Origin of the sequence: Nocardioides sp., assembly GCF_024509035.1 — a bacterium.
In the GTDB taxonomy this organism is placed as follows: Bacteria; Actinomycetota; Actinomycetes; order Propionibacteriales; family Nocardioidaceae; genus Nocardioides.
In genome coordinates this window covers 1-13196 of record NZ_JANINT010000380.1, presented here as the reverse complement: position 1 = coordinate 13196, position 13196 = coordinate 1, and the positions used below count along the sequence as shown (strand labels likewise).

Annotated in this window: 13 protein-coding genes; 7 read left to right on the top strand and 6 right to left on the bottom strand. The window is 73.7% G+C overall.

All coding sequences use genetic code 11. The features are described 5' to 3' along the window. The coding region (locus Q0L15_RS21815; RefSeq protein WP_296606912.1) for an FUSC family protein at positions 1 to 663 on the bottom strand (663 nt) is incomplete at its 3' end. A 77-nt stretch (positions 664 to 740) separates the two neighbouring features. Beyond that, on the bottom strand, positions 741 to 1058 hold the full coding sequence (locus Q0L15_RS21810) for a hypothetical protein (RefSeq protein ID WP_296606910.1): 318 nt from the start codon (positions 1056 to 1058) through the stop codon (positions 741 to 743). 361 nt (positions 1059 to 1419) lie between these two features. Here Q0L15_RS21810 and Q0L15_RS21805 point away from each other — a divergent pair, with 361 nt between their 5' ends. Further along, positions 1420 to 2781: a serine/threonine protein kinase gene (locus Q0L15_RS21805; RefSeq protein WP_296606909.1), complete on the top strand. Its 1362-nt coding sequence runs from the start codon at positions 1420 to 1422 to the stop codon at positions 2779 to 2781. An 85-nt stretch (positions 2782 to 2866) separates the two neighbouring features. Beyond that, positions 2867 to 4285 (top strand): wax ester/triacylglycerol synthase family O-acyltransferase, encoded by a 1419-nt coding sequence (locus Q0L15_RS21800; RefSeq protein WP_296606907.1) that lies wholly within the window; start codon positions 2867 to 2869, stop codon positions 4283 to 4285. On the opposite strand, the gene Q0L15_RS21795 is transcribed toward Q0L15_RS21800, so the two are convergent. After that, entirely contained in the window at positions 4254 to 5456 is a 1203-nt protein-coding gene (locus Q0L15_RS21795) for a site-specific DNA-methyltransferase (RefSeq protein WP_296606905.1), read from the bottom strand. The genes Q0L15_RS21800 and Q0L15_RS21795 overlap by 32 nt on opposite strands. Positions 5457 to 5536: 80 nt before the next feature. On the opposite strand from Q0L15_RS21795, the gene Q0L15_RS21790 reads away from it, so the two are divergent. Both Q0L15_RS21790 and Q0L15_RS21785 read left to right on the top strand, forming a co-directional pair. Then, on the top strand, positions 5537 to 6439 hold the full coding sequence (locus Q0L15_RS21790; RefSeq protein WP_296606903.1) for a matrixin family metalloprotease: 903 nt from the start codon (positions 5537 to 5539) through the stop codon (positions 6437 to 6439). A gap of 69 nt (positions 6440 to 6508) precedes the next feature. Continuing rightward, positions 6509 to 7762: a phosphodiester glycosidase family protein gene (locus tag Q0L15_RS21785; RefSeq protein WP_296606901.1), complete on the top strand. Its 1254-nt coding sequence runs from the start codon at positions 6509 to 6511 to the stop codon at positions 7760 to 7762. Positions 7763 to 7772: 10 nt separating this feature from the next. Here the strand turns inward: Q0L15_RS21785 and Q0L15_RS21780 are convergent, their stop codons facing one another. Beyond that, complete coding sequence (locus tag Q0L15_RS21780) at positions 7773 to 8264, bottom strand: hypothetical protein (protein WP_296606899.1); 492 nt, start codon at positions 8262 to 8264, stop codon at positions 7773 to 7775. Between the two features lie 55 nt (positions 8265 to 8319). On the opposite strand from Q0L15_RS21780, the gene Q0L15_RS21775 reads away from it, so the two are divergent. Next, a complete protein-coding gene (locus Q0L15_RS21775) occupies positions 8320 to 8886 on the top strand; it encodes a mismatch-specific DNA-glycosylase (RefSeq protein WP_296606897.1) in 567 nt (188 codons plus the stop codon). 45 nt (positions 8887 to 8931) lie between these two features. Then, positions 8932 to 9843: an NAD(P)-dependent oxidoreductase gene (locus Q0L15_RS21770; RefSeq protein ID WP_296606896.1), complete on the top strand. Its 912-nt coding sequence runs from the start codon at positions 8932 to 8934 to the stop codon at positions 9841 to 9843. Here Q0L15_RS21770 and Q0L15_RS21765 read toward each other — a convergent pair. Further along, entirely contained in the window at positions 9831 to 10223 is a 393-nt protein-coding gene (locus Q0L15_RS21765; RefSeq protein ID WP_296606894.1) for a hypothetical protein, read from the bottom strand. The two genes, Q0L15_RS21770 and Q0L15_RS21765, sit on opposite strands and share 13 nt — an antisense overlap. Before the next feature lie 244 nt (positions 10224 to 10467). On the opposite strand from Q0L15_RS21765, the gene helR reads away from it, so the two are divergent. Then, positions 10468 to 12630: an RNA polymerase recycling motor ATPase HelR gene (gene helR, locus Q0L15_RS21760; protein ID WP_296606892.1), complete on the top strand. Its 2163-nt coding sequence runs from the start codon at positions 10468 to 10470 to the stop codon at positions 12628 to 12630. Between the two features lie 252 nt (positions 12631 to 12882). Here helR and Q0L15_RS21755 read toward each other — a convergent pair. Further along, on the bottom strand, positions 12883 to 13196 hold a 314-nt coding region (locus tag Q0L15_RS21755), incomplete at its 5' end, for an HNH endonuclease signature motif containing protein (RefSeq protein ID WP_296606890.1).

Sequence of the window (13196 nt, the reverse complement as noted above, 5' to 3'; positions counted from 1 at the left end):
GAGCTCGCGGATCAGGTAGTCGGTGGAGCGGGCGTCGGCCAGCAGCGCCATCGCGCGGTCGGCCTCGCCGTCGGTCATCACCTCTCCCGCTGCGCGCAGCAGCGCCGCGGTCTTGCGCATGACCACTGCGGCTTGCTCGCGCGGGCGTCGCAACGGCGCCGCCGGCACGACGGTGGCCGCGACCAGGGCGACCACGCCGCCGACCACGGCGTCGGTCCACCGGGTGAACGCCGCGCCCGGGTCGGGCACCAGCGAGGCGACCACGATCGACTGCACCGCCGCCTGGGTCACGAACAGCTGGCCGCCGTCGAGCAGGAACGCGGACGACATCGCGAGCGCGACGATCAGGCCGATCTGCCACCACCCCGATCCCAGACCCACGACGAGGAGGTCGGCGAGGAAGACGCCCACGGCGACCCCGACGGTGACCTCGAGGACCCGGCGCAGCCGCTGACCGTAGGAGGTCCCGAGCGCGACGACCGCCGCCACCGGGGCGAAGAACGGCGTCGGGTGACCCAGCAGGTCCGCGGCGACCAGCCAGGCGACGGCCGCGGCGATGGCGCACTGACCGATCTGCCAGGTCTTCGACTGCCACCGCCGGACCCGGGCCCGGGCCGACGTGCGGCCCCGGTCCCACATCCGGTCGAGCGGCCCCGGCTCCATGACCGCGATCCTTTCACGCCTGCAGACGCGCCGACTCGATCCCCGTCACGCCAGCAGACGCGCCGACTCGCGCCCGGTCACTGCGTGTGGGCGTAGTCCAGGGCCTGCTGGAGGTCGGCGAGGTCGCGGTACCACGTGCGGACCTCGGTGCGGCACCGGACGCGGGCCACGCGGGTGTCGTACTCGGAGCACTCGGCGGCGGCCTCGGAGTCGGTGGGCGGGTAGGCGCCGGTGCCGTCGTAGTACGCGATCTCGAAGCCGTTGGCGGCGTCACCCGTCACGTCGACGATCGTGTCGCCGGGCGGCTCGTCGACGGCCGCGACGGCCGCGGCTGCGAAACCCCCGCAGGCGAACGCGATCGCGGCGACGGCGGAGAGGAGGGCAGTGGTCTTCATGGGCAGCTCCCGAACGGGCTCGTGACGCCGGCGGGTCCGACGTACGAGTGACGCTAGGAGCGCGGACGGACGGTCCCGGCCGCGTCGCCGATGCCCTGGGGAGAACCCCGCCGCACGCCGTCCTGTGGACGATGGGCGGGCCGATCAGCGCGCGAGCGTCACCGTGATCGTGGTGCAGGCGCAGCCCGCCGCGAGCGAGCGCATCGCGCCGCGTCCGGCGCTGTCGACCGAGAGCCGGCAGCCGCTCCGCGACGACCTGGTCACCCGTGGAGCCCCGCGACCCTGGCAAGGACCCCGGCGGCGAGCACGGCCCGAGCACTCCGGGAGGTTCACATGGCGAGGCGATGGGTACGGACCGCTCGTGGATGCAGGGGACTACCTCGGCGGCCGGTACCGGCTGGCCGAGCGGATCGGAGCGGGCGGCATGGGGGCCGTCTACCGAGCGCACGACACCCGGCTGGACCGCCCGGTGGCGGTCAAGATGCTGCACCAGGGTCGCGATGTCGACGAGGTGACCCGCGCCCGGCTGCGCGTGGAGGCGCGGCTGGCCGGCACCGTCCGGCACCCGGGTGTCGTCCAGGTCTTCGACTACGGCGAGGAGCCGAGTCCCGACGGGACGTCGCCGTACGTCGTCATGCAGTACGTCGAGGGGACACCGCTCTCGCACCTGCTGCGCGAGGGCGGCGCGATGCCGCCCGCCCGGGCGGCCGCCCTCGTGGGCGACGTGGCCCGCGCTCTCGACGCCGCCCATGCTGCTGGCGTCGTGCACCGCGACCTGAAGCCCTCGAACATCCTGGTCACGCCCGAGGGCCGGGCCGTGCTCGTGGACTTCGGCGTCGCCCGCTCCGACACGATGGAGCCGCTCACCGAGACCGGGCTGATCATCGGCAGTGCCGACTACCTGAGCCCCGAGCAGGTGCAGGGCCAGCGGGCCACGTCGGCCTCCGACGTGTTCGGCCTCGGCGTGGTCGCCCACCAGTGCCTGAGCGCCAGCTCCCCGTTCCATCGCGACACGCAGGCCGCCACCGTGCTGGCTCGTCTGCACGAGGACCCGCCCGAGCTGCCGGAGTCGGTGCCGGCGCCGTTGCGCCGCTTGATCGCCTCGATGCTCGACCGCGACCCGGCCGCCCGACCGACCGCGGCCGAGGTGGCCGAGCGCTCCGCGACCGCGTGCCGCCCCGGACCCGTGCTCCCTCCGATGGCCGCGCCGGCCCCTCGGGTCCCCCACCCTCAGCACGGCTGGGACCGGCGCCGTCTGCTCGCGGTCGTCGCCGCCGCGGTCGTGCTGGCCGGCAGCCTCGGGCTCCTGGCCCTGCAGCGGCGCGACGTGCCACCGGCCGGAGCGTCCGAGCTGGTCGTGCCCACGGTCACCGGACTGCAGCTCGAACGGGCCACCCGCGTGCTGCACCGCGCCGGCTTCGACGTGGCCGTGAAGGACGCTCCCGACGGTCGGCCGGGCGAGGTGATCGACCAGTCCCCCGACCCCGGTCCGTACGCCGGCAGCGCCGCCCAGGTCACGCTGTGGGTGGGACCCGACGCGCCGGAACCCGCCGCAGCCCCCAGCTCCGACCCGGTCGCCGGCGACCCCGGCCCGGCGGTCAAGCCCGGCAAGGGCCACGGCAGGGCCAGACGCGGCCCCCCTCCCGGCAAGGGGCACGGCAAGGCGCACGGCAAGGGGCACGGCAAGGCGCACGGCAAGGGACACGGCAAGGGACATCACTGACGCCCGGATGAGACCGCCCTTGTGGCGGCTGTCACGAGCGGTCATAGTCGGACGCCACGAAGTGCGACGAGGAAGTGGGGGACTCGTGGTCTCACCGATCGATCCGACGGCGACGGCGTTCCTGCTCGCCGAGAACCGCAGCATGCCGATGCACGTCGGCGGCCTCCAGCTCTTCGAGAAGCCCGAGGGCGCCGGGCGCGACTACGGCCGCCAGATGTACGAGGCGATGAGCGACGTCGCCGAGGTGGCACCGCTGTTCGGCAAGCGGCCGCACCGGTCGGTGACGACCGCCGGACAGCTCGTCTGGGTCGAGGACGAGCAGTTCGACATCGAGCACCACGTGCGCCACTCCGCGCTCCCCCGACCGGGTCGGGTCCGCGAGCTGCTCGACCTGGCCGGCCGCCTGCACAGCACCCGCCTGGCCCGAGAGCGGCCGTTGTGGGAGGCGCACGTCATCGAGGGTCTGCGCGATGGCCGGGTGGCGCTCTACACCAAGACCCACCACGCCCTGGTCGACGGCATCTCGGCGATGCGCCTGCTCCAAGGCGTGCTCACGACCGACCCGACGCGGCGCGGGATGCCGGCACCGTGGGACGCCCGCACCCGTGACCCGCAGCCGACCGACACCTCGGGCACGAACGGCGTCAGCCTGGCCGAGCTGCCCGCGCAGGTGCTGCGCCAGGCGCTCCAGCAGGGCCTGGGCATCGCCGCCGAGGCCGCAGGCATGCCCGGGGCGCTGGTGCGCACGATCACCAAGGGGGTCCGCAACGAGACCTCGGCGATCTCGCTGCACGCCCCGCGCACGATCTTCAACCAGAAGATCACCGGCTCGCGCCGGTTCGCCGCCCAGGACTGGCCGATCGAGCGGCTCCAGGCCATCGGCAAGGCGACCGGCACCACCCTCAACGACGTCGTCCTGGCGATGTGCAGCGGCGCCGTGCGCGCCTACCTGCTCGAGCAGGTCGCCCTGCCCGAGAAGCCGCTCGTCGCCATGGTGCCGATCGGGCTCAAGGCCAAGGAGTCGCAGGTCGCCTCCGTCGAGGGCGGCAACGCGATCGGCGCGGTGATGTGCCAGCTGGGCACCGACCTCGTCGATCCCGCCGACCGGCTGACCGCGATCCACCGCTCGATGCTCGACGGCAAGGACGCGCTCTCGAGCATGACGCCCACCCAGATCATGGCGATGAGCGCGCTGGGTCAGGCTCCCGCGATCGTCGCCCCGATGCTGCGGATGCAGGGCATCGTGCGGCCGCCCTACAACCTGATCATCAGCAACGTCCCGGGCCCGCGCACCACGCACTACTGGAACGGCGCGAAGCTCGTCGGCAACTACCCGCTCTCGATCCCGATCAACGGCATGGCGCTGAACATCACCTGCACGTCGTACGACGGCAACCTGGGCTTCGGCCTGATCGGCTGCCGCCGGACGGTCCCGCACCTCCAGCGGCTGCTCACCCACCTCGACGACGAGGTCAACGCGATGGAGAAGGCCGCCGGCGTCTAGCGAGCTCCTCGAAGCCGCCGCCCACCGTGTCGGCGACTGCCCGCAGCCGGGCTCGGGTGATGTCGGCGACCGTCAGCAGCCCGGCGGCGTGGGCGTTGGAGCCCACTCTCGTGGGCTCGGCGGAGTTGATGCTCAGGCAGCGGCGGGTGCCGCCGTCGGCGAGGTTCTGCAGCACCACGGCGTGGCCGGTGGTGCCGCTGCCGGCGAAGAAGTCGAGGACCACCGCGTCCGCGGGCATCGTGCCGAGGATCCGCCGCACCAGACCGGTGGGCTTCGGGGACTCGAAGACGTGCCCGACGACGTCCTTGAGCTCGGCGACCGCCGTGTCGGTGGAGCCGACCTCCTCCGCCAGCCAGATCGTGCGCAGCTTCTTGCGTCGCACCCCGGGGTCGCCGTCCGTCGTGACCGGGTGCAGCCAGTCCTTCTGGAAGACGTCGACCCGCTCTCCGCGCCGGCCCTTCACCCGGCGGCAGACCAGGTCGTCGGGCCGCTGCTCGATCAACGGCCGGCTCCACCGCCACACCGCGGGCGTGCCGTCGCCGAACACCGGTCCGATCTCGACCGCGCCCGCGAACGGCGCGGTCGCGACGCGGCCGGTCTCGGGGTCACCCCAGACCGTGAAGTGCAGCGTGCGCGCGGTCACCGGGTTGAACTTCTTGTTGGTGTTGCGCAGCGGCAGGTGCCGGAACCGCCGGCCGTCGGGGCTCTCCAGCGGGAAGTCGGCGGGGTCGACGGTCTCGTGGCTGCTCGCGTCGAGGACCGTACGACGAGCGTCGCGGGCATACACGAGCAGGTACTCGTGGCTCGTGGCGAAGCCCTTGCCGAGCTGGCGCCCCTTGGGGTTGAGGTTCACCACGACCTGGGCGAGGAACTGGTCCTCGCCGTACACCTCGTCCATGAGCAGACGCAGGTGGGCCACCTCGTGGTCGTCGATGCTCACGAAGATCGCGCCGGTCTCGGCGAGCACCTCCCGGGCGGCCACCAGGCGCGGGCGCATCATGGCGACCCAGGCCTCGTGCCCGGGGAAGGCGTCGCGATAGGCGAAGTCGTTGCCGGTGTTGTAGGGCGGATCGATGTAGACGAGGTCGACCGGACCGCCGAGCAGCCCGGGCACCTGCGGCAGCACGTCGAGGTTGTCGCCCTCGACGAACAGGTTCCACGGGCCGCCCACGGGCCGACCTTAGTGCTGTCGGCCGGCCCGAGATCCCCGAAACGCCCGCCTCCGGCGGCGAGTCGGTCGACAATGGCGGGGTGTTCTGGAGGAGCGCGGCGACGCGCCGTGCCCAGACGTGGGCCCAGCGCTGGTCGCACCGCCGGGCCCAGCGTCGCCACGACCGGGAGATCCGCGGGCTCCTGCTCGACCTCGAGCGGCTCGAGCGCTCCGGGCGCCGGACCGGACAGCGGAGCCGCCCGGCGCCCGTGACCGGTCCGCGGTTGCGCACCCACACCTCCCTGCTCCTGGCGCTGGTGCTGACCGCGCTGCTGGTGGCGTTCAACCCGACCTCCTCGGGCGAGCGGCTGCGCGCGATGCTCGGACTGGGCCAGGACCTGACGTTCACGATCACCGACACCGGTGGTGAGGGCTACTCCTTCGCGATGCTGCAGCCCGACGGGCTGGGCCCGGTCACCTGGGACGGCTGCCGCGAGATCGCCTACGTCGTGAACCCGGCCGGCGCACCGGCCGGGCACCTCGCCCAGGTGGCGACGGCGGTCGACGACCTCGAGCGCGCGAGCGGGCTGCGGTTCCGCTACGCGGGCACCACCGCCGACCGGACGTTCGAGGACCGCGCGCGCCCGTTCGGCTCCGCTCCCCCGGTGCTCGTCGCGTGGGCGACCCCCGAGGAGGTCCCCGAGCTCGCGGGCGACGTCGCCGGCGTCGGCGGCGCCGAGGCGCGCTCGGTCGCCCCCGGCACGCTCACCTACGTCACCGGCATGGTGGCCCTCGACCGCGACGGGTACGCCGCGATCGGCGCGCAGCCGGGTGGCAGCGAGCTCCAGCTCGCGATCCTCGAGCACGAGCTGGCGCACGTCCTGGGCCTGGGCCACGTGAGCGACCCGGCCCAGCTGATGTACGCCGAGACGACCGGTCAGCGTCATCTGGCCGCGGGCGACCTCGCCGGCCTCGCGGTCCTCGGCAGCGGGCCCTGCCGCTGACCCACCGCTCCCGGGACACGGCCCCCCACCTCCCCAGCTGGCTCAGGTGCGCCGCATAGCCTTGTAGAGGTGCGTACCCGCCTCCTCTCGGTCAGTCTCGTCGCGTGCCTGCTCGCGGCCACGGGTCCCGCCCTCGCGGGAGACCCGGGCACCGGCACGCCCACGAGCAGTCGCGGCGGCCACGGGCACCGGCCCGACGTCCCCCGCGTGCTGCACCCTCAGCACACCTCCGGTGGTGAGCCGGGGACGACCGCGCGTCCCCTGCCAGCGACGGCTCGGCGCGCCCCGACCCAGACCAGCCGGGTCAGCTGGCAGGTCGCTCCCGGGGTGAGGTTCACCCGCTGGAGCCAGACCGACGCGCGCGGTCCGATCACGGCCCACCTGCTCACGATCGACCCGAGCACCCCGGGCCTGAAGATCGACTACGCGAGCATGGGCGCCGTACGCCGGGTGGCGCCGGTGCGCGACATCCTGGCCGTCGACGGAGCGGTCGCCGGCGTCAACGGCGACTTCTACGACATCGGCCACACCGGCGCGCCGCTCGGCCTCGGCAAGGACCGTCAGCGCGGGCTGCTGCACGCGCGTCAGGACGGCTGGAACAACGCGTTCTTCATCAACCGACACGGTCGCGCGGGCATCGGCGACCTGCCCATGCAGGCGAAGGTGCTCTACCACCCCCGGATGCGCATCACGAACCTGAACTCCCCGTTCGTCACCCCCGGCGGGATCGGCATCTACACCCGCGCCTGGGGCCGCACCGCCGGTTACAGCGTCACCCAGGGCCAGACCGAGCGGGTGCGCGCGGTGACCGTCGTGAACGGTCGGGTCGCCACCAACCGGGCCAAGCTCAGCGCTGACAAGCCGATCGACGGCCTGCTGTTCGTCGGGCGCGGCGAGGGCGCGACGGTGCTGCGCAAGCTCGCGAAGGGCACCCGCATCAAGGTCCGGTGGTCGCTGACCGGTCGACCGCAGATGGCGATCAGCGGCAACCGCTTCCTCGTCCACGAGGGCATCATCCGAACCGTCGACGACCGCGAGATGCACCCCCGCACCGCCGTCGGCGTCGACGACGACACCGGCGAGGTGCTGCTCCTGGTCGTCGATGGTCGCCAGGACGACAGCCGCGGCTACACGATGGTCGAGCTGGCCAACATGATGATCGACCTGGGCGCCGACGAGGCGGTCAACCTCGACGGCGGTGGCTCCTCGACGATGGTCGCCAAGAACCGCAAGGGCTCCATGGCGGTGCTCAACGACCCCTCCGACGGCTTCCAGCGCTGGGTCGCCAACGCCATCGAGGTCACCTACACGCCGCCGCGCTAGGTCACACCGATCACCCGGCGACCGGGCCCGGCACCGGCGCCAACGCCACGGTCGTGACCGGCGCGAAGCACTCCTCGTGCGGTGCCGCGATCTTCTGTGCCGTGACCTCGATGCCGCCGCCGGCACGACGGACGTCGACTCCCGGCGGCACGTCGCAGCCGACCGTCACCACCGCGGCCACCAGCGTGTTGCCCTCCGGGACCTCGACCCTCGTGGCGGCACGGGTCAGCTTCGTCGCGAACGGCTCGCTGAACTGCGCGGCGTACGCCGTCACCGCGGCCTCGTCCGGCAGCGGCGTCGCCCGACGGGAGACCTCACCGCCGGCCGCCGTGCCCGACACGAGCGTCGGCGCGGTGTAGCAGTCCCCTCCACCGTCGTCACAGGGCCGACCTGAGGCCGGCCCGCCACCGGGCTCGCGCGCCGCACCGGGGGTGTCCGAGCCGCATCCGGTGAGCAGGGTGAGGGCGGCCAGGAGCAGCGTCGTACCGAGGATCCGTCGCATGGACATGGGACGGTAGCCGCCCGGCAGGGGTTCCGTGCCATGGCAGGCTTCGGGGGTGCCCCGCTTCACCCGTGCCGAGCTGGAGTCCTACCGCGACGCCGAGGTGCCCGACCTCATCGGACCGGGACTGCGGCTGCTGTTCGTCGGCATCAACCCCGGCCTGTGGACCGCCGCCACCCAGACGCACTTCGCGCACCCCGTCAACCGCTTCTACCCCGCGCTGCTGGCGGCCGGCATCATCACCGAGCCGATCAGCCCGTCGGCCGGCATGACCGAGGAGGACCGCGACCGGCTGCGCGCCCGCGGCATCGGCATCACCAACATCGTGCGCCGGGCGACGGCCCGCGCCTCCGAGCTCACCGACGAGGAGCTGCGTGCCGGCGGCCTCGAGCTCGTCGAGACGGTCCGGCGCACGTCACCGCGGGTGGTGGCGATCGCGGGCATCACCGCGTACCGCACGGCGTTCGGCCGTCGCGGCGCCGTGCTCGGCCGGCAGCCCGAGGCGCTCGAGGGTGCCGAGCTGTGGGTCGTGCCGAACCCGAGCGGGCTCAACGCCCACGAGACCGTCGACTCCCTGGCCGCGGCGTACGCCGACGCCGCACGGGCCGCCGGCGTCATCTGAGCAGACTCCGGGGAGCTGCTTGCGCCGCGTGCCATCGTGGGGCGCATGAGTGCGCCCCTCGTCGTCGTGACCGGTGCCAACGGGCTCGTGGGGTCCCGGGTCTGCGCGGCCCTGGTCGAGCGTGGGGCGACGGTGCGTGCCGTCGTACGTCGCGCCGGCGCCGCGCCCCGGCTGCCCGGGGTCGAGGAACGGGTGGGCGACTTCGGCGACCCGGCGTTCGCGTCCGCGGCGTGCGCGAGCGCGACGGCTGCGGTGACGACCGTGCACCCGATGGGCAGCGACCTGGAGACCCAGCGGCGCGCCGGGGTCGAGGCGACCACGACGTTCGCCCGGGCCGCCGCGGACGCCGGGGTCGAGCGGCTCGTGCACGTCTCGACGGCAGCGGTCTACGACCGGTCCCCCGAGGCCGGCGACGTGGACGAGTCCGCAGCGCTCGTCGGTGACGACGCCAACGACTACGCGGTGACCAAGCGGGACACCGACCTGGCCCTGGCCGGGATCGACGGGCCGACGCGGGTCCTCGTGCGGCCGCCGGCGATCCTCGGGGCCGGCGAGACGTCGGTCTGGAACACCCTGCGGCCGGCGGCGATCCGCGACGACGAGCGTGCCCGGCGGGTGCCCGCGCGCCAGACCTTCGCGTGGGTGCACGCCGACGACCTGGCCGCGTTCCTCGCCGACCTCGCCACCGGCCGCATCCCCTCCGCCTCCGAGCCGGAGGACGGACCGGTGACCGGTGACTGCACGGCGGTCAACCTGGCAGCCGATCCCGCGACGTCTCGCGACTACTACGGCACGGTCACCGCTGCGCTGGGCGTCGAGGCGACCTGGGACGACGCGCCCGCGTGGACCGGTCGGATCCTCGCGGACCGCGCCCGCGGCTGGGGCTGGACCCCGACCGTCGACCTCTCAGCAGCGCTCACCGAGATCGCCGAGGGGCTGGCCGCTCACCACTCGTAGCGCAGCGACCACCAGTGCGCCCCGCGCTCGGGGAGCCGGCGCCAGCCGATGCGGACGAGCTCCGCGTCGAGCTCGTCGAGGCGCTGGTGCGCGAGCTGGATCCACTTGTCACCCGGGGTGTCGTCGTCGAGCTCCTGGAGGAACGCCAGCGGGAAGTTCACGCTGACCCCCGCGTGGTCGGTCTCCGCGTGGCTGCCGCCGGGGGCCGCGGCGACGAACCTGAAGACCGGTCCGAAGCTGGCCGCGGAGATGACGGCGCCGAACAGCGCGCTCCTCCAGGAGTGGCAGCCGGCCTCCTCGAGCTGGATCTGGATCACGCCCTCGGGCGGCTCGGCGATCTCGACTCGGCCCTGGTCGTCCGCGGACTGCCACGTGGTCATGGCGCTCACCCCTCCGAGACGGCCACTCCCGCCTCGCCACCATGCTGGTGGCCGCGGTGGCACCCGGGTAGAGGCCTACGTCCCGCTCGCCGCGCGAGGTCCGGAGACGACGAAGGAGAGGGGCGCGCGCCTCTCTCCACTCCCAACGTATAGCGCACCGGGGGGCTTGCGGCAAGGCCCCGGGGAGGTCGGAGAATCTCCGGCCGGAGCCACACGACGGGGGGATCGACCGATGGGCAGAGGCATGACGAAGAGCCTGTTCGAGGGGGGCGTCTTCGACCTGGGCGGACGGCAGGCGGCGAAGGCCGCTCCCGAGCTGGTCGAGCGCGACGAGGAGCACTTCGCGGCGATCGCACAGGCGCTCGAGGGGGCCGTCGCGGACCTGACCGAGCGCCTCGACGCGACGCGACGGCAGGCGGGCGGCACCGGCCAGGGGGCGATGGACCGCGACCTGGAGGTGCACCGGTTGACCACGCGCCTGCGGACGCTGCGGCGCTACGGGCTCGACCTGTGCCTGGGGCACATGGTGGCGCAGGACGATCCCGTGCCGACGTACGTCGGACGGCTCGGCCTGACCGACCGCTCGGGCCGCCGGCTGCTGATCGACTGGCGCTCTCCGGCCGCCGAGCCGTTCTTCGGCGCCACCCACGCGCGCCCCATGGGGCTGGTCAGCCGGCGGCGTTACCGCTGGGTGGCGGGGCGGATCACGGACTACTGGGACGAGGTCTTCACCCCCGACGGCCTGGCCGGCCACGAGGCGGCCCTCGACGACCAGTCGGCGTTCATCGCGAGCCTGGGCAGCAGCCGGTCGCCGCGGATGCGCGACGTGCTCGGCACGATCCAGGCCGACCAGGACGCGATCATCCGGGCGGGGTCGCGCGGCGCGCTGGTCGTCGACGGCGGGCCGGGCACCGGCAAGACCGTGGTCGCGCTGCACCGCACGGCGTACCTGCTCTACGCCGACCCGCGCCTGGGCCACCGGCGCGGCGGGGTGCTGTTCGTCGGGCCGCACGAGCCCTACCTCGCCTACGTCGCCGACGTGCTGCCCAGCCTCGGCGAGGAGGGCGTGCAGACCTGCACGCTGCGCGACCTCGTGCCGGAGGGTTCGAGCGCTCGGCCCGAGGACGACCCCGCGGTGGCCGCCCTGAAGGCGTCGGCCGACATGGTGCGCGCCATCGAGCCGGCGGTGCGGCTGTGGGAGGAGGCGCCGACCGAGCCGATGCTGGTGGAGACCCCGTGGGCGGAGGTCGTGCTGAGCGCGGAGGACTGGGCCGAGGCGTTCGACGCGCCCGCTCCCGGTACGCCGCACAACGAGGCCCGCGACGACGTGTGGGAGGCGCTGGTGGCGATCATCGCCGACCAGCACGACGCCGCGGAGGTGACGCAGGACGACGTGCGGCGCGCGCTGGCCCGCAACGCCGACCTGGTGGACGCGTTCACCCGGGCCTGGCCGGTCGTCGAGGCGACCGAGCTGGTCGGCGACCTGTGGTCGGTGCCGGCGTACCTGCGTCGGTGCGCGCCCTGGCTGGAGCCGGAGGACGTACGTCGACTGCAGCGCTCCGATCCCCAGGCGTGGACGCTGTCCGACCTCCCGCTGCTCGACGCCGCGCGCCAGCGGCTCGGGGACCCCGACCTCTCCCGCCAACGCCGGCGGCGCGAGGCGGCGCTCGCCGCGGCGCGCGAGGAGATGGACCACGTCGTCGACCACCTGGTCGCCACCGACGACTCCGAGATGATGGTGATGTCGATGCTGCGCGTCGACGACCTGCAGGAGGCGCTGGTCGACCAGGACGTCCTCCCCCGCCCGTCCCCGGACGCGCTGGCCGGACCGTTCGCCCACATCGTCGTCGACGAGGCCCAGGAGCTGACCGACGCGGAGTGGCAGATGCTGCTGCTGCGCTGTCCCTCGCGCAGCCTCACGATCGTCGGCGACCGGGCCCAGGCCCGGCACGGCTTCGGCGAGACGTGGGTCGAGCGGCTGACGCGCGTGGGGCTGCCGCACGTGGAGCTGGCCTCGCTGAGCATCAACTACCGGACGCCTGCCGAGGTGATGGCGGAGGCCGAGCCGGTCATCCGCGCCGCGCTCCCCGACGCCAACGTGCCGACCTCGGTCCGCAGCACGGGGGTGCCGGTGCAGCGCGGTCCGGTGTCCGACCTGGGCGACGTCGTGGAGACGTGGCTCGCTGACCACGCCGAGGGCATCGCGTGCGTGATCACCACCCAGCGCGTCCCGACCGTCCCGGACTCCCCGCGCGTCCGGGTGCTGACCCCCGAGCTCGCCAAGGGCCTGGAGTTCGACCTCGTCGTGCTCGTCGAGCCCGACACCTTCGGCGAGGGCATCGAGGGCGCCGTCGACCGCTACGTCGCCATGACCCGCGCCACGCAACAGCTCGTCGTGCTCACCTGATCCGGAGATCGAGCTCGTCGAGACCCGCAGGCCGCGCCGTTGCTCGAGCGAGGGCCGCTGGTCGAGCGAAGGCCGCTGGTCGAGCTTGTCGAGACCCCCGCAGGGCATGCAGGGCGGTGACCGCGGATCTCGTCGTGGTGGTCGGGTTGCGGGGATCTCGACGGGCGCTCGGGCCCTGGGGGCCCTCGCTGCTCGATCTCCGGGTGCCGGCGCATGCGAATGGCCCCGTCGGCCGTGGCCGGCGGGGTCGGGTCAGTCGGTATGTCGGGTGTAGGTGCGGCCGTGGGGACTGGTCCACACGAGCAGTCGGTGCCCGACTCGGTGGAGGGTCCAGCCGCCGTGGGTCTTCAGGCGATGGTGGAACCGGCATTCGGGCACGAGGTTGCACGAGCACGTCGGGCCGCCGTCGGCCCAGGGCACGACGTGGTCGAGGTCGCAGCCCCGTGATGGTCTCGAGCAGCCGGGGAACACACAGGTTGGATGGGTCAGCAGCACTTGTTCACGTAGCCGTGGTGAGGGCGTGTAGCCGGGGACCTCGAGGTGCTCACCCAGGTCGACCACAGGCC